At 67.1% G+C, this 24,024-nt stretch carries 17 protein-coding genes; 13 read left to right on the top strand and 4 right to left on the bottom strand.

All coding sequences use genetic code 11. The features are described 5' to 3' along the window. The first annotated feature begins 95 nt into the window (after positions 1-95). The 7 genes from ABE485_RS17705 (at position 96) to ABE485_RS17675 (ending at position 9,734) form a co-directional block, all read left to right on the top strand. Positions 96-1,232, top strand: coding sequence for a polysaccharide biosynthesis/export family protein (locus ABE485_RS17705; protein ID WP_346516575.1), 1,137 nt, complete (start codon positions 96-98; stop codon positions 1,230-1,232). Positions 1,233-1,297: 65 nt separating this feature from the next. Then, positions 1,298-3,559, top strand: coding sequence for a GNVR domain-containing protein (locus ABE485_RS17700; RefSeq protein ID WP_346516574.1), 2,262 nt, complete (start codon positions 1,298-1,300; stop codon positions 3,557-3,559). A 21-nt stretch (positions 3,560-3,580) separates the two neighbouring features. Further along, positions 3,581-4,984 (top strand): phosphomannomutase/phosphoglucomutase, encoded by a 1,404-nt coding sequence (locus ABE485_RS17695; protein WP_346516573.1) that lies wholly within the window; start codon positions 3,581-3,583, stop codon positions 4,982-4,984. Positions 4,985-4,997: 13 nt separating this feature from the next. Further along, a complete protein-coding gene (gene pgi / locus ABE485_RS17690; RefSeq protein ID WP_346516572.1) occupies positions 4,998-6,665 on the top strand; it encodes a glucose-6-phosphate isomerase in 1,668 nt (555 codons plus the stop codon). Between the two features lie 12 nt (positions 6,666-6,677). Continuing rightward, complete coding sequence (gene galE / locus ABE485_RS17685; RefSeq protein WP_346516571.1) at positions 6,678-7,730, top strand: UDP-glucose 4-epimerase GalE; 1,053 nt, start codon at positions 6,678-6,680, stop codon at positions 7,728-7,730. 181 nt (positions 7,731-7,911) lie between these two features. Next, on the top strand, positions 7,912-8,859 hold the full coding sequence (epsC, locus tag ABE485_RS17680; protein WP_346516570.1) for a serine O-acetyltransferase EpsC: 948 nt from the start codon (positions 7,912-7,914) through the stop codon (positions 8,857-8,859). A gap of 56 nt (positions 8,860-8,915) precedes the next feature. Further along, positions 8,916-9,734 (top strand): NAD-dependent protein deacetylase, encoded by an 819-nt coding sequence (locus ABE485_RS17675; RefSeq protein WP_346516569.1) that lies wholly within the window; start codon positions 8,916-8,918, stop codon positions 9,732-9,734. A 159-nt stretch (positions 9,735-9,893) separates the two neighbouring features. Here ABE485_RS17675 and ABE485_RS17670 read toward each other — a convergent pair whose 3' ends face one another. The 3 genes from ABE485_RS17670 to ABE485_RS17660 form a co-directional block, all read right to left on the bottom strand. Further along, complete coding sequence (locus tag ABE485_RS17670) at positions 9,894-10,748, bottom strand: inositol monophosphatase family protein (RefSeq protein WP_346516568.1); 855 nt, start codon at positions 10,746-10,748, stop codon at positions 9,894-9,896. A gap of 195 nt (positions 10,749-10,943) precedes the next feature. Continuing rightward, the gene (locus ABE485_RS17665) at positions 10,944-12,413 is read right to left on the bottom strand and encodes an NAD-dependent succinate-semialdehyde dehydrogenase (RefSeq protein WP_346516567.1); all 1,470 of its coding nucleotides are present in this window, start codon (positions 12,411-12,413) and stop codon (positions 10,944-10,946) included. 148 nt (positions 12,414-12,561) lie between these two features. After that, positions 12,562-13,824, bottom strand: coding sequence for a 4-aminobutyrate--2-oxoglutarate transaminase (locus ABE485_RS17660; protein ID WP_346516566.1), 1,263 nt, complete (start codon positions 13,822-13,824; stop codon positions 12,562-12,564). A 96-nt stretch (positions 13,825-13,920) separates the two neighbouring features. On the opposite strand from ABE485_RS17660, the gene ABE485_RS17655 reads away from it, so the two are divergent. Further along, on the top strand, positions 13,921-15,405 hold the full coding sequence (locus ABE485_RS17655; protein WP_430795437.1) for a PLP-dependent aminotransferase family protein: 1,485 nt from the start codon (positions 13,921-13,923) through the stop codon (positions 15,403-15,405). Positions 15,406-15,666: 261 nt separating this feature from the next. Here ABE485_RS17655 and ABE485_RS17650 read toward each other — a convergent pair whose 3' ends face one another. After that, positions 15,667-16,581 carry a DUF72 domain-containing protein gene (locus ABE485_RS17650; RefSeq protein WP_346516565.1) on the bottom strand — a complete coding sequence of 305 codons (915 nt, stop codon included), beginning with the start codon at positions 16,579-16,581 and terminating at the stop codon, positions 15,667-15,669. A gap of 116 nt (positions 16,582-16,697) precedes the next feature. Here ABE485_RS17650 and ABE485_RS17645 point away from each other — a divergent pair, with 116 nt between their 5' ends. The 5 genes from ABE485_RS17645 to ABE485_RS17625 all read left to right on the top strand — a co-directional run bounded on the left by ABE485_RS17645 (position 16,698) and on the right by ABE485_RS17625 (position 24,024). Next, positions 16,698-18,815 (top strand): ATP-dependent helicase, encoded by a 2,118-nt coding sequence (locus tag ABE485_RS17645; RefSeq protein ID WP_346516564.1) that lies wholly within the window; start codon positions 16,698-16,700, stop codon positions 18,813-18,815. An 80-nt stretch (positions 18,816-18,895) separates the two neighbouring features. Next, entirely contained in the window at positions 18,896-19,906 is a 1,011-nt protein-coding gene (locus ABE485_RS17640; protein ID WP_346516563.1) for a magnesium and cobalt transport protein CorA, read from the top strand. Between the two features lie 113 nt (positions 19,907-20,019). Beyond that, entirely contained in the window at positions 20,020-20,676 is a 657-nt protein-coding gene (locus tag ABE485_RS17635) for a thermonuclease family protein (protein WP_346516562.1), read from the top strand. 136 nt (positions 20,677-20,812) lie between these two features. Continuing rightward, a complete protein-coding gene (locus ABE485_RS17630) occupies positions 20,813-23,050 on the top strand; it encodes an ABC transporter substrate-binding protein (RefSeq protein ID WP_346516561.1) in 2,238 nt (745 codons plus the stop codon). Further along, positions 23,047-24,024, top strand: coding sequence for an ABC transporter permease (locus ABE485_RS17625; RefSeq protein ID WP_346516560.1), 978 nt, complete (start codon positions 23,047-23,049; stop codon positions 24,022-24,024). The genes ABE485_RS17630 and ABE485_RS17625 overlap by 4 nt, the downstream gene beginning before the upstream one ends.

Genomic DNA, 24,024 nt, shown 5'->3' with positions numbered 1-24,024 from the left:
GAATGTGCGGGCCTAGGAAAAGAGAGTGGAATGTCGCAACCCGTTACGCATCGGGCTCCTTTCCAAGCAACGAAGTCATTCACTGTGGATTCGCCATGACTACATTTTTCGGAACGTTGAGCCGAGCCATAGCCGCTATCGCGCTCGTGTCCTCGCTGGGCGCTTGCGCCTTATCCCCCGGCATGACCTTCAACGCCAATCAGCTCGCGGATCCGCTGGACCCGAACTCCAAGGCGGTCATCAAGGAGATCACGCCCTCCCTCGTCCGTGAAGAGCAGCTCGCGCGCCAGGCGCTGCTGGACAATGAAGGCATCGGTCATCTGATCGGCAAGCCGGGGCCCTACCTCATCGGGCCGGGGGACATCCTCTCGATCGTCGTGTGGGATCACCCCGAGCTCGTGCTTCCGACGCAAACCTACGCCATCGGGTCTGGGGCAACGGAACTAGCTATCGGGGATACCGCCTCGGGCATTCCGGGCTATACGGTCTCATCCACTGGATATATCCAGTTTCCGTATACCGGACTGCTGAAAGTGGCGGGGTTGACGGAACTTCAGGCGCGCAATCTCATAGTCAATAGTTCGGGCAAGTACATACAGGACCCGCAGATCACCGTACGCGTTCTGGGATTTCGCAGCAAGCGCATCTTCGTCGATGGCGAGGTAACGACGCCGGGCACGGTTGCGATCAACGATGTTCCCATGACCCTGTTGGAAGCGATCAACAGGGCCGGCGGCATTCTGCCGACCGGAGACCGCAGTTCGGTCTACGTGATCCGCGAAGGTCGGCGTACTCGTGTGAACCTTCCCGCGCTGATCGAGCGCGGCCAGGACTTGAACCAGGTGATGCTCAAGGCAGGGGACATCGTGAGAGTCACGCCGCGGGACGACAGCAAGGTGTTCGTGATGGGCGAAGTGTTCCTGCCCAGCGCGCCGGTGATGCGTGATGGGCGCATGTCGTTGACCGAGGCGTTGGGATTGGCCGGAGGGCCCAACCAGCTGACGTCGGATCCGTCGCAGATCTTTGTCGTGCGAGGCACTGAAGATGCGTCGCCGCTCGTGTATCACCTGAACGCCGGATCGCCGCAAGCCCTTGCTGTAGGAGCCAAGTTCGAGTTGCAACCCAAAGACGTCGTGTTCGTCGATTCGGCTGCCCTGGTGCGGTGGAACCGCTTCATCAGCAACCTGTTCCCGAGCGCGCAAACCGTACAGACCGTCAAGTCCATCGATTAGTCCGCCTCAAACAAACGCCTTTGGGGGCGCCGCGACCGCGGCGGCGCCCTCTCCTGGAGAGTTGCATGTCGTTGCCCATCGAATCGTTCGAGCCGTCAGTCCCGGCCCGTCAGCAGGAAACGCCCTTGTCGTCGCATGTGGACGCCATTTTTTCCAACCGGTGGATGATCATCGCCATCACCATGGTCGCCTTGCTGGGCGCCCTGGCGTATGTGATGGTGACGCCCTCAGTCTATTCGGCTGACATCATTGTGCAGGTCGAGGAGGAAATGCCGAACGGGCAGGCGCGAAGCCTGCTGGGCGATGTTTCGTCGATGTTCGACACCAAGGCGGAAACCTCGGGTGAAATGGAAGTGCTGCGGTCGCGCATGGTCGTCGGTCCGGCCGTCGACAAGTTCCTGCTGTACATCCACGCCAAGCCGCGCTATTTCCCGGTGGTGGGCGAGTGGCTGGCGCAGCGCTACGAAAGCCTGCCGTATCCGTCCGGCCTCCCGCGCGGCGGCTACGCGTGGGGCGGCGAGAGCATCGCGATTTCCCAGCTGGACGTGCCCAACGAATGGCTGGGCAAGCCCTTCCGCCTGACCACGCTGGGAGAAGGACGCTACACCCTGAGCGACAAGCTCACCGGCGCCACCTTCACCGGCACGGTCGGCAAGCCCGAACGCTTCCTCTTGCCCGGCGGCGGCGCCATGGACGTGCACGTCGACGCGCTGTCGGGCCGCCCGGGCACCGAGTTCACGGTATCGCGCAGTTCGCGCCTGGCCGCCATCGAGAACGTGCAGTCGCACCTGGGGATCTTCGAACGGGGCCGCGCATCGGGCGTCATCGGCGTCACCCTCGAGGGCAACGACCCGGCGCTGACCACCGCCGTGCTGAACCAGATCGGCCAGGAATACGTGCAGCAGAACGTGAACCGCAAGTCGGCGCAGGCCGAGAAGTCGCTGGTGTTCCTGGAACAGCAGTTGCCGCAGCTCAAGGCCGAGCTGGACGCCGCGGAAACCAAGTACAACGCCTTGCGCAACAAGCGCGGCACGATCGACCTGAGCGAAGAAGCCAAGCTGATCCTTGCGCAGTCGGTCGACGCGCAGACCCGCGTGATGGAACTGCGCCAGAAGCGCCAGGAACTGATCACGCGCTTTGCGCCGACGCACCCGAGCATCGTGGGCATCGATCGCCAGATCGCGTCCCTGACCGGCGACGTGAATCGCCTGGGCAACAACATCAAGCAGCTGCCCGACCTGGAACAGGACGTGGTGCGCCTGGTGCGCGACGTGCGCGTCAACACCGAGCTTTACACGGCGCTGCTCAACAACACGCAGCAGCTCAAGCTGATCCGCGCCGGCAAGGTGGGCAACGTGCGCATCCTGGATGCGGCCGTGCAGCCCGACAAGCCCGTCCGTCCCAAGGGCGCGATCATCATCGGCGTGGCCACCGCCATCGGCCTGATCTTCGGCATCCTGTGCGCGTTCGTGCGCAACGCCCTGTTCGGCGGCCTGTCCGAGCCGGAAGACGTCGAACGCCACACCGGGCTGCCCGTGCTGGCCGCCATTCCGTACAGCGACATGCAGGACAAGCTGTGGCGCCGCAGCCGGCGCAAGAACGCCACCGTGCCGGCGCTGCTGGCGCAGAGCCAGGGCAACTCGCCGCCCATCGAAAGCCTGCGGTCCTTCCGCAACGTGCTGCAGGCATCGCTGCGCCAGTCGGCAAACAACATGGTGATGTTCACCGGTCCGGTGGCCGGCGTGGGCAAGTCCTTCCTGTCGGCCAATTTCGCCTTCATCCAGGGCGGCGTGGGCAAGCGCGTGCTGCTGATCGACGCCGATTTCCGCAAGGGCCAGCTCAACCGCTACTTCGGCGTGCCCAAGGAAGACGGCCTGTTCGAAGTGCTGTCGGGCACGATTCCGCTGACCCGCGTGCGCAAGCACAGCGTGTCCGAGGGCGTGGATTTCATCGCCACGGGCGCCGTCACCTTCGATCCTTCCGAGCTGCTGGCCTCGCCCGTGTTCGGCGAGACGCTGCGCGAACTGGCCACGCAGTACGACATGGTGATCCTGGACACGGCGCCCGTGCTGTCGTCTCCGGATGCGGCCGTGGTCGGCACGCACGCCGCGGCGGTGATGGTGGTGGTGCGTTCGGGCATGAACACGGTGGGCGAGATCCGGGAAACGGCCAAGCGCCTGATCCAGGCCGGCGCCCCGGTGGACGGCGTGCTCTTCAATGGTCTCAAGCTCCTTCCGGAACGCTTCGGCTTCCGGTCCAAGTACGGCGGTTATCGATACTCCCGTGCGGCGTACTACGGCGATTTCAAACAGAACGGTCCCAAGTAAACGCCACCCGGAGAAACTGGCATGCACGGAACTTTTGGCTGGGACACGCCGCAGATTCTGGATGCGGTTTTCAAGGCCTACGACATACGCGGAACGGTGCCGGATGAGATAGATGCAAGGTTCGCCCACAGCCTGGGGATGGCGGTGGGCACCAAGGCCCGCGACCAGGGGGCGCGGGCGATCGTGGTGGGGCGGGACGGCAGGCTGAGCAGCGTCGAGCTTGCCGCGGCGCTGCAGGCCGGCCTGCGCTCGGCCGGCATGCATGTGATCGACATCGGCATGGCGACCACGCCGATGGTGTATTTCACGACCCGGCTCATGGATACCGGCGCCGGCATCGCGGTGACCGGCAGCCACAACCCGCCCACGCACAACGGCTTCAAGATCGTGCTGGAAGGCGGGTCGCTGTACGGCGAAGGCATCACCGCGCTGCGCGATGCGATGCGCCTGCCCATCGAATCGGCGGACACGCCCGGGGGACGCACGCAGATGCAGGTGGTGCCGTGCTACGCGGCGCGCCTGGTGGGCGACATCCGCATGGCCCGGCCCATGAAGATCGCCATCGACTGCGGCAGCGGCGTGGCGGGCGCGGTGGCGCCGGGGCTGTTCCGCGCGCTGGGCTGCGAAGTGACCGAACTGTTCTGCGAGGTGGACGGGTCCTTCCCCGGCCACCACCCCGACCCGGCCGATCCGCACAACCTGCAGGACCTGATCTATTGCCTGCGCTATTCGGATTGCGAGGTCGGCCTGGCGTTCGACGGCGATGGCGACCGCCTGGGGGTGGTGACCAAATCGGGACAGATCATCTGGCCGGACCGCCAGCTCATCCTGTTTGCCCGCGACGTGCTGGCGCGCAACCCGGGCGCCGAGATCATCTACGACGTCAAGTGCAGCCGCCACGTGCCCCGGGCCATCACCGAGGCGGGTGGCAAGGCGACGATGTGGAAGACAGGGCATTCCCTGATAAAGGCCAAGATGCGCGAATCGGGAGCGCTGCTTGCTGGAGAGATGAGCGGGCACATTTTCTTCAAGGAGCGCTGGTACGGCTTTGACGACGGCATTTACGCCGCCGCCCGCCTGCTGGAGATCCTGTCGTCGGCGCCGGACCCGTCGGCTTTGCTGGAAAGCTTGCCGCAGTCTTGCGCCACCCCGGAATTAAAGCTGGAGACCAACGAAGGCGAAAACGTCGAACTGGTGAACGCGCTGCGCGAACACGGGGAGTTCCCCAACGCGGTGTCGATCACCGATCTCGACGGGATACGCGTGGACTACGCCGACGGCTTCGGCCTGGCGCGTCCGTCCAACACCACGCCGACGGTGGTACTCCGGTTCGAAGGAGACAGCGTGGCCGCATTGGCCCGTATCGAGGAGGACTTCCGCAAGGCGTTCAAGCGCGTTGCACCTCACATTCGTTTACCGTTCTAAGGAGCATCACGCGATGGGAAAGGCTCAACATGCGATTGAGGCGTTAAGGGCGAACTCCGGGCTGGCGGACAGCCCCGAATGGGTGGCGTTCGCGCAGTCGGCGCAGAGCGCCGAACTGGACGCAAGCGCACTGAAGGTGATCGAAGCGGCAGGGTTGTGCGTGGACCTGACGATGCAGCGGCAGTCGTCGGCGCTGGACGCCGCGGCAGCGGCGCTGCTGCAGGCGCGCGGGCTGGAAGAGGCGCGCAGCGCCCTGTTTGCGGGCGAACCGGTCAACTGGACCGAAGGCAAGCCCGCGTGGCATACCGCGCTGCGCGCCGGGCGCACGCGCGAGCAACCGGACGGGCAGGACGCGGATTCGGTCTGCGAGTATTCGCGCATGACCGACTTCGTGCGGCGCGTGGACCAGACCGCGGACTTTTCCACCGTGCTGCACATCGGCATCGGGGGCAGCGACTGGGGCCCCCGGCTCGCGGTCCAGGCCTTCGGCGGACCGCTGCAGCGCCGGCAGATCCGCTTCGTGTCCAACATCGACGGCCATGCCTTCCATGATGCGGTGGCGGGGCTGGATGCGCGCCGCACGCTGGTGGTGGTGTCTTCCAAGTCATTCACCACGGCGGAAACGTTGCACAATGCGCGCGCCGCCATCGCCTGGCTCAAGCAGGGCGGCGTGGCCGATGCGTCGGACCACTTGGCCGCGGTGACCTCCAACGCCCCGGCCGCCCGCGCGCTGGGCGTGCCGTCCAGCCAGATCTTCAAGATGTGCGATTGGGTGGGCGGCCGCTATTCCGTCTGGTCCGTCGCCGGGCTGTCGATCGCGCTGACCGTCGGCGCGGACGTGCTGATCGGCATGCGGGCCGGCGCCGAGGCCATGGACCAGCATTTCCAGCAGGCGCCGTTCGCGTCGAACGCGCCGGTCCAGCTGGCGCTGGCGGGCCTGGTCAACTGCAGCGTGCTGGGCTACAACTCGCTGAACGTCGCCGCCTACAGCGCGCGGCTGCTGCACCTGGTCACGTACCTGCAGCAGCTGGAAATGGAATCGCTGGGCAAGCGCGTCGCGGGCGACGGCGCGGCGGTCGGCGTGCCGACGGCGCCCATCATCTGGGGCATGCCGGGCACCGATGGCCAGCACACCTTTTTCCAGTGGCTGCACCAGAGCGAAGAGGGCGCGCCGGTCGATTTCATCGCCAGCCTGCAGGGCCACGCGGACAGCCCGGACGCGCATCGGATGCTGCTGGCCAACTGCCTGGCGCAGCGCCAGGCCCTGCTGCGCGGCAAGTGCCTGGAGCAGGCGCTGATGGACGTGGCGCACATCGACGACCAGGAACGCGCGCTGAGCCTGGCGCAGCACATGGTGCATCCGGGCGGCAGGCCGTCCACGCTGATCGTCCTGCGCCAGCTCGATCCGCGCGGCCTGGGCGCGCTGCTGGCGCTGTACGAGCACAAGGTGTTCGTGCAGAGCGTGGTGTGGGGCATCAATCCGTTCGACCAATGGGGCGTGGAGCTCGGCAAGCGGCTGGCCAACGGCATCGAGCGCGAGCTTGCGGTGCCGGTGTCCGCCGGCGTGGTCGACTGGGGACACGACGCGTCCACCTCGTACTGGATCGACCGCTACCGCAGCCACGCGCAGGCGCCGCGTCCCCGTCATGCGTGGGTGCCGGGCATGGCGGCCCACCTCTGACGGAGCGCCGACATGCTGGATACGCAGGTGCTGGTGACGGGCGGCGCGGGCTACATCGGCACGCACACGCTGGTGGCGATGCTGGCGTCCGGCCTGCGGCCGCTGGTGCTGGATAACTTCAGCAACGGCAGCCGCGAGGCCGTGCGCCGGGTGGAGCGCCTTTGCGGCGTGCCGATAGCGCTGGTCGAAGGGGACATCCGCACGCCGGGGCTGGTCGCATCGCTGCTGGCCGGCGCGGCGGCCGCGGGCGCGCCGGTCAGTTCGGTGCTGCACCTGGCCGGCTGCAAGGCGGTGGGCGAATCGGTGGCGGACCCCCTCAAGTACTACGACAACAATGTCAACGGGTCGCTGGTTCTGCTGCGCGCCATGCGCGAGGCGGGCGTGTCGCGGCTGGTGTTCAGCTCTTCCGCCACCGTCTATGGCGAGCCGCGCTACCTGCCGTTCACGGAGGCCCATCCGCTGGCGCCCACCAATCCCTACGGCCGCACCAAGCTGATGGTCGAGGAAATGCTGCGCGACATGTGCGCGGCGGATCCCGGCTTCAGCGCCGTGACGCTGCGCTACTTCAATCCGATCGGCGCGCATCCCAGCGGGCAGATCGGCGAAAGCCCGCGCGACCTGCCCAATAATCTTTTTCCGTTCATCACGCAGGTGGCGGTGGGGCGCCAGCCCTTCCTGCGCGTGTTCGGCGACGACTACGGGACGGTCGACGGCACCGGCGTGCGCGACTACCTGCACGTCATGGACCTGGCGCGGGGGCACGTGCAGGCGCTGACCTATTCCGAGAACCATTCCGGCTTCGTCGCGGTCAACCTGGGCACGGGGCAGGGCACCAGCGTGCTGGAGCTGGTGCACGCCTTCGAGCGGGTCAACGGCTGCAAGATCCCGCTGCGCACGCTGCCGCGGCGGGCGGGCGACGTCGAGCGCATGTGGGCCGATCCGGCGCTGGCGGCGTCGTTGCTGGGCTGGCGCAGCACGCAGGATGTGGAGTCGATGTGCGCGGACGGCTGGCGCTGGCAGCAGGGCAATCCGCAAGGTTATGAGACGGAATCCGCCACGGCATAACCCCAACGGCGTATCGGATGACTTCCGGCGGATGGGGCCGAGCGGTTACAGTTGACGGAAATATTGCGAAGCAGCATTGCCCGGCGGTCCGGCCGGGGGCGACGCATCGTCAGCGAGGCACTCTCATGTTTGTCATCCATACGTACACCGGGTTCACCGGCTCCCAGACGGGTCCGCGGCAATGAGCGGCCCCACCTACATCCCCTCCGCCCACTGGAACCTGGACAGCATCGTGTCCGGCCTGCGCGACGCGCGCGTCGCCTGGCGCGGCCCGCGCGGCCGCCTGCGCGACGACGCCGGCCTGCGCGAGTTCCCCTCGCAGGAAAGCCTGCGCCAGATCATCAAGCATCTGTGCGGCGCCTTGTTCCCGATGCGCCTGGGCCCCATCGACCTGCGCGAAGAGGTCGAGGACTTCTACGTCGGGCACACCATCGGCGCGGCGCTGGACGCGCTCCTGCACCAGGTCTGTCTGGAGCTGCAGTATGTGGGCCGCGACGATCCGGCCCTGCGCGCGGAAACGCAGCAGCGCGCCACCGAAATCGTGCGCCGCTTCGGCGCCGAACTGCCGGCCGTGCGCGCCGCGCTCGACCTGGACGTGACGGCCGCCTACCAGGGCGACCCCGCCGCGCACAGCGTGGACGAAGTGCTGCTCTGCTATCCCGGCGTGGCGGCCATGATCCACCATCGCCTGGCCAACGTCCTGTACCGCCTGGGCGTGCCGATGCTGGCGCGCATCGTGGCGGAAATCGCCCACGCCGACACCGGCATCGACATCCACCCCGGCGCCACCATCGGCCGCAGCTTCTTCATCGATCACGGCACCGGCGTCGTGATCGGCGAGACTGCCATCATCGGCGACCGCGTGCGGCTCTACCAGATGGTCACGCTGGGGGCGAAACGCTTCCCGCCCGGCGAAAACGGCGAACTCAAGAAGGGCCTGGCGCGCCACCCCTTGATCGAGGACGACGTGGTGATCTACGCTGGCGCGACGATTCTGGGCCGCGTCACCATCGGCAAGGGCTCGACCATCGGCGGCAACGTCTGGCTCACGCGCAGCGTGCCGCCGGGCAGCAACGTCACGCAGGCCAGCCTGGTCAGCGACATGCCCGACTGCGGCCTGGGCGGCTGAGCGCCGCTTCCCGCGCGCGGCTAGCGCCGCCGCGGGAACACGACTGAGGAGCCTGGATGGACACAGCAGTCTCGGAACTGGCCGCGCTGCGCGGCTTCATCGACCGGCACCCCCGGCTGTTCGTGCTGACGGGCGCGGGCGTCAGCACCGATTCCGGCATCCCCGACTACCGCGACACCGAAGGCGAATGGAAGCGCCAGCCGCCCATGACGCTGCAGACCTTCATGGGCGGGGAACTGGCCCGCGCGCGCTACTGGGCGCGCAGCATGGTGGGCTGGCGGCGCTTCGGCCACGTGCGGCCCAACGCCTCGCATCTGGCGCTGGCGCGCCTGGAAGCGCGCGGCCACGTCGCCATCCTGGTGACGCAGAACGTGGACGGACTCCACGAAGCCGCGGGCAGCCACGGCGTCGTGGACCTGCACGGCCGGCTCGATGCGGTGCGCTGCATGAATTGCGACTGGCGCGGCGGCCGCCACGACTGGCAGGATGCGCTGCACGCGCTCAACCCGGACTGGGTGGCGCTGGAGGCGAGCGATGCGCCCGATGGCGACGCGGACCTGGACGGCCACGACTTTTCCCGCTTTGCCGTGCCGCCTTGTCCGCGCTGCGGCGGCATCGTCAAACCCGATGTGGTGTTCTTCGGCGAAACCGTGCCGCGCGACCGCGTCGACCGGGCCAACGCCGGGCTGATGAATGCCGACGCCGTGCTGGTGGTCGGGTCATCGTTGATGGTGTATTCGGGCTACCGCTTCGTGACCGCCGCCTCGCGCAGCGGCATTCCCATCGCCGCCATCAACCTGGGCCGCACCCGGGCCGACAGCCTTCTGACCCTTAAAGTGGAGCAGCCCTGCGCGGCAGCGCTGGAGGCCCTATAGGGGCTGCCGGGTCGGCCGGTTTTTGACCGGTTTAAGCAAGTGCTTGCCCGGCAACGCTTTTTTTGAACGGTTACAGACCTTTCCATAGGGTTGTCCACAGGAACTGGGGATAACTCCTAGGGATAACCCGATATTTTTGGCCTGCAAAGGGCCTTTCTGTCAAGCCTCGACGCTGTCCAATGCGTCCCCCAACAGCGCTTTGTGCGCCGCGTGCCAACTGCCGGCATCGGGCGCGTAGAGCAGGCCGCCGGTGCGGTGGGTGGGCTTGTAGGGAGACCCGTCGAAGCGCGCCGCATAGCCGCCGGCCTCGCGGTGCAGCAGCCAGCCGGCGGCGTGGTCCCAGGCCGTGAGCTGGTTGTACAGCGCTATATGGCAATGCCCGGCCGCCAGCATGCGGTATTCGTGGGCGGCGCAGCGCAGGGACGCCGTGCTGCCCAGGCGCGACAGGTTGCCGTTGACGGCGGTTCTCAGGGGTTCGGGCAGGGCGCCCGTGGCGATCAGGCCGTCCATGTCCTGCGCTGGGGCGGGCTGGGCGACGGACAAGGGCGTGCGCTTGCCGTTTTCGTATTCCATCCAGGCGCCTTCGCCGCGCACGGCCAGCGCGCTGTCGCGGCTGACGGGATCGTAGATCACGCCGGCGATCACGTCGCCGCGATGGCAGGCCGCGATCATCATCCCGAACAGGGGCAGCCCGGCGACATAGTTGCGGGTGCCGTCGATGGGATCGATCAGGAAGGCCAGGTCGGCATCGACCAGCATGTTCAGCAACGCGGGATTGCGCGCGGACGCTTCTTCGCCGATCAGCACGGCGCCCGGATGCAGCTTGGCCAGGCGCGTGGCGATCAGGCGTTCGGCGGCTTCGTCAGCGTCGGTGACGAGGTCGCGCGGAGAACTCTTGCCGCGCACCGCGCCTTCCGGCAGGTTGCGAAAGCGCGGCATGACCTCAGCCTGCGCGGTTTCAGCCAGGATGGCCGCCAGCTTGCGGGTGTCCTCGAGGGTGAAGGTTCTGCTCATACTGACTCGTCCAGGGAACGCGCAAATCTATCATGCCTGGGCTGCATTTGAGCGTGATTTTCAAGTCATTGCTTTGAAAGGACTTTTCCGGGTCATGCAGGACTTGTCAGCCGGGTTGTCCACAGTTGCTGGGGATAAGCGGGCGGGGAGCCCGCTTATCCCGGGCGCGCGGCGGGGCGCCGCGCGCCATGGGCATCAGGCGCCCAGGTCCACGCAGAGGTACTTGATCTCCAGGTACTCTTCGATGCCGTACTTGGAGCCTTCGCGGCCAAGGCCGGATTGCTTGACGCCGCCGAACGGGCCGACTTCGTTGGAGATGAGGCCGGTGTTGATGCCGACGATGCCGTACTCCAGCGATTCGGACACGCGCCAGATGCGGGCGTAGTCGCGGGTGAAGAAGTAGGCGGCCAGGCCGAAGATGGTGTCGTTGGCCATGCCGATGACTTCTTCTTCGGTGTCGAAGCGGAACAGCGGCGCGACCGGGCCGAAGGTTTCTTCCGAGGCAAAGCGCATCGATTGCGTCACGTCGCGCACCACCGTGGGTTCGAAGAACGTGCCGCCCTTTGCGTGCGGCTTGCCGCCCGCGATGACCTTGGCGCCATTGGCCGTGGCGTCGGCGATGTGCTCCTGCACCTTTTCGACGGCGTTGCGGTCGATCAGCGGACCTTGCGTCACGCCGTCTTCAAAGCCGTCGCCGACCTTCATGGCGTTGACCTTGGCCACCAGGCGCTTGGCGACTTCTTCGTACACGCCGGCCTGCACATAGATGCGGTTGGCGCACACGCAGGTCTGGCCGGCGTTGCGGTACTTCGAGGCCAGGATGCCGTCCACGGCGCGGTCCAGGTCGGCGTCGTCGAACACGATGAAGGGCGCGTTGCCGCCCAGTTCCAGCGACAGCTTCTTGATCGTGGGCGCGCATTGCTCCATCAGCGTGCGGCCGACTTCGGTCGAGCCGGTGAAGCTCAGCTTGCGCACGACGTCGCTTTCGCACAGCGCCGCGCCGATGTCGCGCGAGCTGCCGGTGATGACGTGGAACACGCCCGCCGGCACGCCGGCTTCCTCGGCCAGCACCGCCAGCGCCAGCGCGGTCAGCGGCGTCTGCTGGGCCGGCTTGACCACCATGGTGCAGCCGGCGGCCAGCGCCGGGCCGACCTTGCGGGTGATCATGGCGGCGGGGAAGTTCCACGGCGTGATCGCGGCGGTGACGCCGATGGGCTGCTTGAGCGCCATCAGGCGCTGGCCGGCCTTGGGGCTTTGCAGGATGTCGCCGTCGATGCGCTTGGCTTCTTCGGCGAACCACTCCAGGAACGACGCGGCGTAGGCGATTTCACCGGCGGCCTCGGTCACCGGCTTGCCCTGTTCGGACGTCATGATGGCGGCCAGGTCCTGCTGGTTCTGCATCATCAGCTGGGCCCACTTCAGCAGGATCGCGGCGCGTTCCTTGCCGGTCTTGGCGCTCCAGGCCGGCAGCGCGGCCTGGGCGCTGGCGATGGCCTGTTCGGTTTCCTTGCGGCCCAGCTTGGGCACCGACACGATGGTCTTGCCGGTGGAAGGGTTGTCCACGGGAATGGATGCGCCGCCGTTGGCGCCTACCCACTTGCCGTCGATGTAGCAGGCGTCGCGCAGCAGGTCGGGACGCGAGAGGGGATGGGTCAATGCTGTCATGTCGGGAGTCTCCTTGAAAGGCGCGGCAGGCCAAGCGACTGCGGGCGCGGCAGGCGTGCGGCTTGGGTTTCAAGCCGCCTTGCCTGCTACGCCCGCAATCGTTGTTCCTGCCGGCCGAATAACCGGTTATTCAGGACTTCTTCTCGCCTCAGGCGGTCAGCGCCTCGGACAGGATGTCCAGCGCGCGTGCGAACTGGGCGTCGGGGATGGTCAAGGGATACAGGAAGCGCAGGACGTTCCCGTACACACCGCAGCTTAGCAAAATCAGGCCGTTGTCGATGGCGTGCTTCTGCACGCGCTTGACCGCTTCGGCGTCGGGCTTGCCGGCCGCGTCGTTCAGTTCCAGCGCGACCATCGAGCCCAGGCCGCGCACGTCGGCGATGCCGGGAACCTTGGCGCGCAGGCCTTCCAGATGCGCGCGCAGCTTTTCGCCCAGCTGGTTGGCGCGGTCGCACAGCTTTTCCTCGGCGATCACGTCCAGCACCGCATGCGCGGCGGCGACCGCCAGCGGGTTGCCGGCGTAGGTGCCGCCCAGGCCGCCCGCGGCGGGGCCGTCCATGACGTCGGCGCGGCCGACCACGCCCGAGATCGGGAAGCCGCCGCCCAGGCTCTTGGCCATCGTGATGAGGTCGGCCTGGACCGAGTGGTGCTCCATCGCGAACAGCTTGCCGGTGCGGCCGAAGCCCGTCTGGACTTCGTCGGCGATCAGCAGGATGCCGTGCTCGTCGCAGACCTTGCGCAGCGCCGTCATCAGTTCGGGCGGCGTGATGTTGAAGCCGCCTTCGCCCTGCACGGGCTCGATGATGATGGCCGCGACGCGCTTGGGATCGATGTCGACCTTGAACAGCAGGTCCAGCGCCTTGAGCGAATCGGCGACGCTGATCGACTGCGTGGCGTTGGGGAACGGCACGTGATAGATGTCGCCCGGCATCGGGCCGAACGACAGCTTGTACGGGGCGACCTTGCCGGTCAGCGCCATGCCCAGCATGGTGCGGCCGTGGAAGGAGCCGGAGAAGGCGATGACGCCCGAGCGGCCGGTGGCCGAGCGCGCGATCTTCACGGCGTTTTCGACGGCTTCGACGCCGGTCGTGAAGAAGGCGCTCTTCTTCAGGCCGTCGATGGGCGCCAGGCGGTTGATGCGCTCGGCCAGCGAGATGTAGCCTTCATAGGGCACGATCTGGTAGGCGGTGTGCGTGAAGTTGTCCAGCTGGGCGGCGACCGCGGCCTTGATCTTCGGGTGCAGGTGGCCCGTGTTCAGGACGGCGATGCCGCCTGCGAAATCGATGTATTCCTTGCCTTCGGCGTCCCACAGCGTGGCGTTTTCCGCGCGCACGGCATAGAAGTCGCACATGACGCCGACGCCGCGCGGCGTGGCCAGGGAACGGCGGGTATTCAGATCCTGATTCTTCATCTCGGTCTCGCAGAGCATGATGGGCGGTGAAAACCTTATTTAATGCTACGATGGCCCCACTTGTGGGAACCACTTTAATAAATCAGGTAGAACCAATTGCGGTCCATTGTCGGCGACTTGCTGCTGCTCCGTCTGGCCGACGGATCCAGCGATCCCATGAACAAGCGGCTCTACCGCGGCGTGCGCGAAGCCATCCTGGATGGATCCATTGCCGCGGACTCGCGCCTGCCCGCCACGCGCGACCTGGCGGCCGAGCTGGGTATCGCGCGCAACACCGTCGTGCACGTGTACAGCCAGCTGCTGGCGGAAGGCTACACCCGCAGCCGCCAGGGCAATGGCACCTTCGTCAATGCGTCGGTGCCGGACTCCTACCTGGCCAGCGGACGCCGCCTGCGGCCCGCGCAGCAGGCCCAGCCCCGTCCGGCCCTGTCGCCGCGGGGCGCGGCGATCGTCGACAGCGTGTCGGCGTCGCCCTACCAGTGGGGCGCCTTCATGCCCGGCGTGCCCGACCTGACCGAATTCCCGCACAAGAAATTCGGCCGCATCTTCAGCGGCCTGTGGCGCAATCCGTCGCCGGACCTGCTGAGCTATTCCTACGGCGGCGGCCTGCCCGCGCTGCGCGAGGCGCTGGCGCAGCACCTGGCGCTGACGCGCTCCATCGACTGCGATCCCGACCAGATCATCATCACCGAGGGCTCGCACCAGGCCATCGACCTGACGACCCGCATCCTGGGCGAAGCGGGCGAGACCGCCTGGGTCGAAGACCCCGGCTACTGGGGCGCCCGCAGCATTCTGCAGGCCAACGGCCTGCGCACGGTGCACCTGCCGGTGGACGAAGAGGGCATGCGCCTGCCGGACAGCGTGGCCACGCCGCCGCGCTTCATCTTCGTCACGCCCTCGCACCAGTACCCGCTGGGACCGGTCATGTCGCTCACGCGCCGGCGCCAGCTGCTGGCGCTGGCGCGGCAGAGCGGCAGCTGGATCATCGAGGACGACTACGACAGCGAGTTCCGCTTCTCGGGCAAGCCCATCGAATCGCTGCAGGGCCTGGAGCCGGACGCGCCCGTCATCTACATGGGCACCTTCAGCAAGACGCTGTATCCCGGCCTGCGCGTGGGCTATCTGGTGCTGCCCAAGGCGCTGACCGCCGCGTTCCAGGCGGCGCATGCCGAGCTGTACCGCGAAGGCCATCTGATGACGCACGCCGCGCTGGCGACGTTCATCTCCGAAGGCCACTACGCCGCCCATATTCGCCGCATGCGCATGCTGTACGGCCGCCGCCGCGCCATGCTGGTCAACCTGATCGAGCGGCGACTGGGCCCCGACTGGCTGCACCGCGACGCCAGCATGGCGGGCCTGCACCTGGTGCTGACGCTGCCGCAAGACATGGACGACCTGCGCGTGGTGGACGTCGCGCGTGGCAAAGGCGTGCTGACGCGCGCGCTGTCGCGCTACTACGTGAATGAAGAAGGGCGCCGGCCCGGCCTGCTGCTGGGCTACGCCTGCGTGCCCGAGCACGACATCGCGCGCAAGTTCGAAGTGCTGCTGGAAAGCCTGGCGGAAGTGGCGCGTGGGCAGTAGCGCGGCAGGCGTGGCGCGGGCGGCGCGAGACGGGGCTGTCCTTTCATATAAGAGACGTCGGGTGCTCTTTTATGGCGGTGCGAGGGAAAAGTGAAGTCAGCTGCTCGCCGTCGAGTGTCTGGCTCCCGCTGCTTTGGCTCTTTGGGTGTCTGACACCCGCAGAGAGCATCTTCAATCCAACGTGGTGCTTCAAGGGTGTCAGGCACCTTGTATCTGCCAGGCTGAAGACACCCGTGCGACCGGAGACCGCTACCTGAATTCTCAAAACCCCGGCAGCGCCAGCGCCGATGTGAAGGCCGCCGCGTTGCGCATGCCCTGGTCTTCGAAGTTGGTGTTGAACACGGCGTGCGCCTGCGCGGTCTGGGACGCCAGGCGGGTGAACCGCGCGACCAGTTCGGCCAGTTCCTGTTCCGTATATTCGTACTGGAAGCGGCCGGACGACGCCGCGCCGGACGCGTTCCAGGTGGCGGCGTTGCGTCCGTGCAGGCGCAGCAGCGCGAGTTCCGGATGCGTGCTTTCCCACACCGCCGGCACGGTGTTGTCAAAGCCCTGCGGTGCGTCCACCACGGTATGCGCCACGCCCAGGTCGCGCTCAAAGGCCAGCGTGTCCGCGGTGGCGGTGGGGGTGTCGAACCAGCTGCGGTGCCGGAATTCCACCGATATCAGGTGTTCCTCCATGCGCCGCGCGCAGTCCTCGACCCGCGCCTTGCCGCGCGCGTCGCGCCGGATCCAGGGGGGAAACTGGAAGTGCACCGCGCCCAGCTTGCCGGGAAGCCGCAGGGGCTCGAGCGCAATCTGGTAGCGCCGCCAGAGTTCGTCGCGCAGGTCGGCCGGCATCTGGTCGTGATAGATGACGGCTTCGCGCCAGTCCGCGAGTTCGCGCCGGATGTCCGAGGGCAGGGCCGACAGCGGCGTCTGGTGGCCGGTGAACAGCCGAAAGGCTTTGATGTTGAAGACAAAGTTTTCCGGCGTCCGGGTGGCCCACAGGTGGGCGTTGTCCGGCGAGGGCATGGCGTAGAAGCTGGAGTCGACCTCGGCCAGGGAAAAGCGCGACGCGTAAAAGCGCAGCCGGGCTTCGGCGCTGCGCGCTTCGGGCGGGTAGAAGCGGCCGCAGGCCAGCAGGGTCGGGTCGGTCCAGGAGGCGGTGCCGGTCAGGATGCGGGGGGATTCAGGCATGGCGCCAGGGGCGAATCAGACGGAATTCAAAAAATTCTGTATAAATATACAGTGTTCATCCGGAGCCAGCCTTGGCTCCTTCCTTTTTTGCGGCCGCAGCGCTGCGGCACCGCGACATGTCAGACCAAGCCAATCTTCCTTCCCCGTCCTCCAGCGAACCCTCGACGGGTCGTCCCGATCCCCTGGCCGACCTGAATCCCGCGCAGCGCGAGGCGGCCGAATTCGGCGCGGCCGGCGCGCCCGGCGACGATGGTCCCCTGCTGGTGATCGCGGGGGCGGGGTCCGGCAAGACCAACACGCTGGCGCATCGCGTGGCGCACCTGATCCTGAAGGGCGCGGACCCGCAGCGCATGCTGCTGCTGACCTTCTCGCGCCGCGCGGCGCTAGAGATGGAGCGCCGCGTCGGGTCGGTGCTGCAGCGGGTGATGAACCTGCGGTCGTCGCAGCAGGCGCCGTCGCTGCCCTGGTCGGGCACGTTCCATGCGATCGGCGCGCGCCTGTTGCGCGATTGCGCGCAGCGCATCGGCCTGTCCGAAGCCTTCACCATCCACGATCGCGGCGACGCCGAAGACCTGATGGGCATGGTGCGCCATGAGCTGGGACTGTCGTCCACCAAGTCCCGCTTTCCGCTCAAGGGCACGTGCCTGGCCATCTATTCACGCGTGGTCAACAGCCAGACGCCGGTGGCGGATGTGCTCAAGACGTCCTTCCCGTGGTGCGTGCAATGGGAAGACGAACTGAAGAACCTGTTCCGCGCCTATGTCGCGGCCAAGCAGGACCAGCAGGTGCTGGACTACGACGACCTGCTGCTGTATTGGTCGGAGATGATGACCGACGCCGACATCGCGGCGGACGTGGGCGCGCGCTTCGACCACGTGCTGGTGGACGAATACCAGGACACCAACCGGCTGCAGTCGGCCATCCTGCTGGCGATGAAACCCGACGGCCGCGGCCTGACGGTGGTGGGCGACGATGCCCAGTCCATCTATTCGTTCCGCGCGGCCACGGTGCGCAACATCCTGGACTTTCCGAACCAGTTTCCCGCGCCCGCGCGCGTGATCACGCTGGACCGCAACTACCGGTCGACGCAGCCCATCCTGAATGCGTCCAACGCGGTGATCGGGCTGGCGACGGAACGCTACGCCAAGGACCTCTGGACCGACCGGCAGTCCTCCCAGCTGCCCGAACTGGTGACGGTCAGCGACGAAGCCGGACAGGCCCGCTGGGTGGCCGACCAGGTCCTGGCCCAGCGCGAGGGCGGCGCGACGCTCAAGTCCCAGGCGGCGCTGTTCCGCACCGCCAGCCACAGCGCGGCGCTCGAACTCGAACTGACCCGCCGCAACATTCCCTTCGTCAAATTCGGCGGCCTGCGCTTCCTGGAGGCCGCGCATGTGAAGGACCTGCTGTCGCTGCTGCGCTGGGCCGAGAACCCGCGCGGGCGCATGGCGGGTTTTCGCGTGGCGCAGCTGATGCCCGGCATCGGCCCGGCCACGGCGGGCAAGCTGATGGATGCGATGTCCGCGTCCGCCGAACCCTTGCGGGTCCTGCGCGAGTTCAAGCCGGGGGCGGCGGCGCAGGAAGGGTGGGGCGCGTTCGCCGATACCTACGCCGCGCTGTGCGATCCCGGGCTGAAGTGGCCCGCCGACGTGGACCTTGCGCTGCGCTGGTACAGCGGCCAGCTCGAGCGCCTGTACGACGATGCCCGCGTGCGCAAGACGGACCTGGACCAGCTGGTGCGCATCGCGGCGGGCTACCCGTCGCGCGAGCGCTTCCTGACCGAGCTGACCCTGGATCCGCCGGACGCCACCAGCGACGAATCCGGCGCGCCGCTGCGCGACGAAGACTACATGATCCTGTCGACCATCCATTCCGCGAAGGGGCAGGAATGGAAGGCGGTCTACGTGCTGAACGTGGTGGACGGCTGCATTCCGTCGGACATGAGCACCGGCACCGCCGAAGAGATCGAGGAAGAGCGCCGGCTGCTGTACGTGGCCATGACGCGAGCCAAGGAACGCCTGCAGCTGATCGTGCCGCAGCGCTTCTACGTGCACCAGCAGACCGGCATGGGCGACCGCCACGTCTACGGATCGCGCACGCGCTACATCACCAATGCGATGCTGCCGCTGTTCGACCACCTGCCCAAGCTGCCGGACCTGCCCGCCGGGCGGGGCGAACCCAAGGAGCCCCAGGCCCCGCGCATCGATGTGGCCAAGCGCGTGCGCAACTTGTTCTAGGCGGGCCGCCCGCGGGCTGGGCTATCATCGGTCGATACGCATAAGCTGCACGGCAGGGATCGATTTGTCCGAGGGTGTATATGTCTACTGAAGCACAAGCCGCCGACGCGCCCAAGGGCGAGGTCGTGGCCTCGATCGCCTACTTGAATGGACGCCGGGACCGCGAGGTCCCGATCGATGAAGCCGGTCAGTACGTCAGCCAGCGCCAGGGCCAGAGCATGCTGTGGATCGGCCTGCGCAACCCCAGTCCGGAGACGCTCGCCAAGGTGTCGAGCGAATTGGGGGCCTGCGACAAGAACCAGGAAGAAATGCTGGAGACCCACCGGCGGCCGAAGATCATCGACTACGGCAACATGATCCTGATCGTCGCCATCACGGTCGAAGTCGAGGCCGAGCGTCCCATCTTCGGCGAAACCCAGTTCCTGATCGGCGACGGCTTCCTGGTCACCGTGCGCCGCGGCGCCACCGCCGGCCACAGTCCGCTGCGCGAACGCCTGGAAGCCTCGCCCGACCTGCTCAAGCGCGGCAGCGACTACGTGGCGTCCGAACTGCTGGACTGGCTGGTGGACCGCTACGTCGCGGCCGCGGTCAAGATCGAATCCGTGGTGGAAGGCGCCGAGCAGAAGCTGCTGATCCGCGGCGCGAAGGATGCCGATATCCGCAGGCTCTACCGGCAGCGCCGGGACCTCCTGCGCATCCATACCGTCGTGTCGCCGCTGGCCGAGATCTGCCGCCGGCTGGCGCGCGTGGAGATGTCCGCCGTGGACGAGCACGCCCGCCCGTACTTCGGCGAAGTCGCCGACCGCGTGCTGCGCGTGGACGAGCTCTTCAACTCCCTGCGCGAATCGCTGGCCTTCGCGTTCGAAGCCAGCCTCATGATCGGCCAGGCCGCGCAGAACGACACCACCCGCAAGCTGGCCTCCTGGGCGGCCATCCTGGCGGTGCCGACCGCGATCGCGGGCATTTACGGCATGAACTTCGAATTCATGCCCGAGCTCAAATCGCCGTGGGGCTATCCGATCACGCTGGGCGTCATCCTGTCCGCGTGCTCGGTGCTGTACTGGCGTTTCCGCAAGTCCGGCTGGCTGTAGGCGTCGCCGACGCCCGCGGGAAGGGGGGCTGTCCGGCCGCTGTCCGACTTGCGCGAAAGCGGGCCCGGCCTTGTGGCAAACTGCGGTTCGTTTCCTATCTGGAGCTCCGGCCGGTGCGTGGCAAACCTCCCTTTCGCGGCGGCAGCAAGCTGACCGCCCTCGTCGTCGCCCTGATCCTTGCGGCGGCGGGCGCCCTCGTCAACTGGCTGCAGCCATCGGGACGCCAGGAGCCGCGCCCCGGCGCGCCGACGCCCTCGGCCCCGGCCAAACCGGGGGCGACCATCGCCGGCGGCATTCCGCAGGGCAGCTACACGCTCACCGGCACGATCGTCAACGTGGCCGACGGCGACACCGTGACGCTGCGCGCGCCCGACGGCCAGCGGCGCATCCGCATGGACAGCATCGACGCGCCGGAAGAGGGCCACGGCCCGGAGCAGCCCGGGCAGCCCGATGCCGAAGCCGCGCGCAAGCACCTGTCCGGGCTGGTCGCGGGCAAGGCGCTCACGGCCCAGTGCTACGAGCAGGACCAATATGGCCGCGACGTCTGCGCCCTTATCCTGGACGACGGCCGCTCCGCCAACCGCCTGCAGGTCGAGGCCGGCTACGCCTGGGCCTACACCGCCCGCAAGGGCGATTACCTGCGCGACAAGGCCATGCCGGAATTGCAGCGCCAGGCCAAAGAGGCCGGCCGCGGGCTGTGGGCCCGTCCGAACGCCACCCAGCCCTGGAAATGGCGCTACGACTGCTGGCGCCAGCGCCAGTGCGGCTGAGAGGGGCCGGACGGATGCCCGCCATGCGTGGCCAGGGCCTCGCTGCTCTGGGGCAGTCCCCTAGGGAGATGCCGGGTTACTGGGTCCGTCCCGCGTTTGCTATCCTCTGTCGTTACGAAACGAAGGGAAGGTTTCCATGGGTGTCATGAAGCGGCTCTGGGCGTCGGCCATGCTGCTGTCGCTGGCGTTGGCGGGCTGCTCGCAAGAAAGCCCCATCAACAGCCCGTATCCGTCCGGCGCCGAAAGCCAGAACACGCTCTATTCCGCTTTCGTCAAACGTTCCCCGAAGTACCTGGACCCGGCCAGTTCTTATTCCGGCGACGAAACCCCTTATACCTACAACATCTATGAGCCGCTTTACGGGTACCACTACCTGAAGCGGCCCTACGAACTGGTGCCGCGCGCGGCGGCGTCGATCGATCCGCCTGTCTACCTGGACGCGCAGGGCAACACGTTGCCGGCGGACACGCCGGGCGACCAGATCGCGCAGAGCATCTACGACATCAAGATCCGGCCGGGCATGCGCTTCGCGCCGCATCCCGCCTTTGCGCGCAAGCCGGACGGCAGCTACGCCTACTATCCGCTGGCGCCGGGCGAGCTCGACGACAAGTTCTACATTCCCGATTTCCCGCTGACGGGCACGCGCGAACTGACGGCGGACGACTACGTCTACGCCTTCCGCCGCCTGGCCAGCCCGCGCGTGGTGTCGCCCATCTATTCCCTGATGGCCGAGCACGTGCACGGCCTGAAGGACTACGGCGACCGCCTGCGCAAGCGCGACCAGGAACTGCGGCGCGACGTGCCGGGCGGCGCGGGCGCTTCGCCCTGGCTGGACCTGCGCGAGGACGACGCCTTCAAGGGCGTCGAGGCGCTGGATCCCCATACGCTGCGCATCCGCGTCGACGGCAAGTACCCGCAGTTCAAGTATTGGCTGGCCATGACCTTCACCGCGCCCATCCCCTGGGAAGCGGACCGCTTCTACAGCCAGCCCAGCATGGCGGCGCACGACCTGTCGTTGAATACCTGGCCGGTCGGCACCGGCCCCTACATGCTGGTCGAATCGCTGCAGAACCGCCGCCACGTGCTGGGCCGCAATCCCAATTTCCATGGCGAACCCTACCCCTGCGAAGGCGAGCCGGGCGACGAGGCCGCGGGCATGCTGGCCGATTGCGGCAAGCCCACGCCCTTCATCGACCGCGCGGAATTCAGCGTCGAAAAGGAAGCCATTCCGCTGACCGGCAAGTTCATGCAGGGCTACTACGACGTGCCGCAGATCGAGCGCGGCGAATACGGCGTGGCCATGCTGGTGGCCGCCGGCGACAGCCAGGACAAGGCGCGCAAGTACCAGGAACACGGCATCAAGCTGCCCACCACGGTTGAAACCGCCAACTGGTACATGGGCTTCAATTGGCTGGACCCGGTGGTGGGCAAGGGCGACACGCCCGAACAGGAAGCGCGCAACCGCAAGCTGCGCCAGGCCATCAGCATTGCGTTCGACTGGGAAGAATACGTGGCGGTATTCGAGAACAGCCAGGCGTCCGTGGCCTACGGGCCGGTGCCGCCGGGCGTGCTGGGCTACCGCGACCCGCCCGAGGGCATCAATCCGGTGGTCTACGACCTGGTCGACGGCAAGCCCGTGCGCAAGTCCATCGACGTGGCCAGGCGCTTGCTGGCCGAGGCCGGCTACCCGGACGGCCGCAATGCGCAGACGGGGGCGCCGCTGGTCCTGTACTACGACTCCATGTCCGGCGGCGGCTCCAATCCGCAGTTCGACTGGATGCGCCGCCAGCTCGCCAAGATCGGCGTGCAGCTCGACGTGCGCGCCACCGACTACAACCGGTTCCAGGACAAGATGCTGCGCGGCTCGGCGCAGATCTTCCTGTGGGGCTGGAACGCCGACTACCCCGACGCCGAGAACTTCCTCTTCCTGCTCTACGGTCCGAACGCCAAGGCCAAGGGCGGGGGGGAAAACGCCGCCAATTATTCCAGCCCGGAATTCGACCGGTTGTTCGAACAGATGAAGTTCCTGGACGACGGCCCGGAAAAGGCCGAACTGATCGCCAGGATGATCGCCGTCGTGCAGCGCGATGCGCCCTGGATGTTCGGCTACTTCCCGATGTCGGGCGGCGCCTATCAGCAGTGGGTCGGCAACGCCAAGCCCACGCAGATGGTCCGCAACACGCTGCAGTACATGAAGATCGACCCGGAACTGCGCCAAAAGAAGATCGACGAATGGAACTCCCCCATCTGGTGGCCCATCGGCGTCTTCATCCTGCTGCTGGCGCTGGCGATCTGGCCTTCGTACGTGGCGCTCAAGCGGCGTGAACGCCAGACGGCCTTCACGCAGCCGGAACGCAAGGAGCATCAATCATGATCGGCTACGTGATACGCCGGCTGCTGTATGGCGTGCTGATTCTGATCGGCGTGAATCTCTTCACCTTCATCCTGTTCTTCGCGGTGAACACGCCCGACGACATGGCCCGGCTGGCCATCGGCGGGCAGCGCGTCAGCCAGGACGCCGTCGAAAAATGGAAGATCGAGCGCGGCTACGACAAGCCGCTGTTCTTCAACGCCCAGGCCCAGGGCACGGCGCGGGTCACCGACACCGTGTTCTACCGGCGCTCGGTGCCGCTGCTGGTCATGGACTTCGGCGCGTCCGACGGCGGCCGCGACATCGGCCGGGAAATCAAGACGCGCATGGGCCCGAGCCTGGCCCTGGCGGTGCCCACCTTCTTCCTGGGGCTGTTCGCCAGCATCGTGTTTTCGCTCACCCTGGTCTATTTCCGCGCCACCCGGCTGGACTTCTGGGGGGTGGTGCTGTGCGTGATGCTGCTGTCCATCTCCAGCCTGTTCTACATCATTGCCGGGCAGTGGGTCTTCGCCAAGCTGCTGCGGCTGGTGCCGTTCTCGGGCTATTCGGGCGGGCTGGACATGATCAAATTCCTGGCGCTGCCGGTGCTGGTGGCGATCGTGTCGCGGCTGGGCCCCGAGGCGCGCTTCTACCGCACCCTGTTCCTTGAGGAAATCGGCAAGGACTACGTGCGCACGGCCCGTTCCAAGGGGCTGGCCGAACGCGTGGTGCTGTTCCGCCATGTGCTGCGCAACGCCATGCTGCCCATCCTGACCAGCACGGTCGCCGCGCTGCCGCTGCTGTTCATGGGCAGCCTGATCGCGGAGTCGTTCTTCGGCATCCCGGGGCTGGGCAGCTACACCATCGACGCCATCAATGCGCAGGACTTCTCCATCGTGCGCGCGATGGTGTTCCTGGGTTCCGCGCTCTACATCGTGGGGCTGATCCTGGCCGACATTTCCTACACGCTGGCCGATCCCCGCGTCCGATTCGAGTAG

Source organism: Achromobacter spanius (assembly GCF_039673305.1).
In the GTDB taxonomy this organism is placed as follows: domain Bacteria; phylum Pseudomonadota; class Gammaproteobacteria; order Burkholderiales; family Burkholderiaceae_B; genus Achromobacter; species Achromobacter spanius_F.
This window is presented reverse-complemented; position numbering and strand designations above follow the sequence as displayed.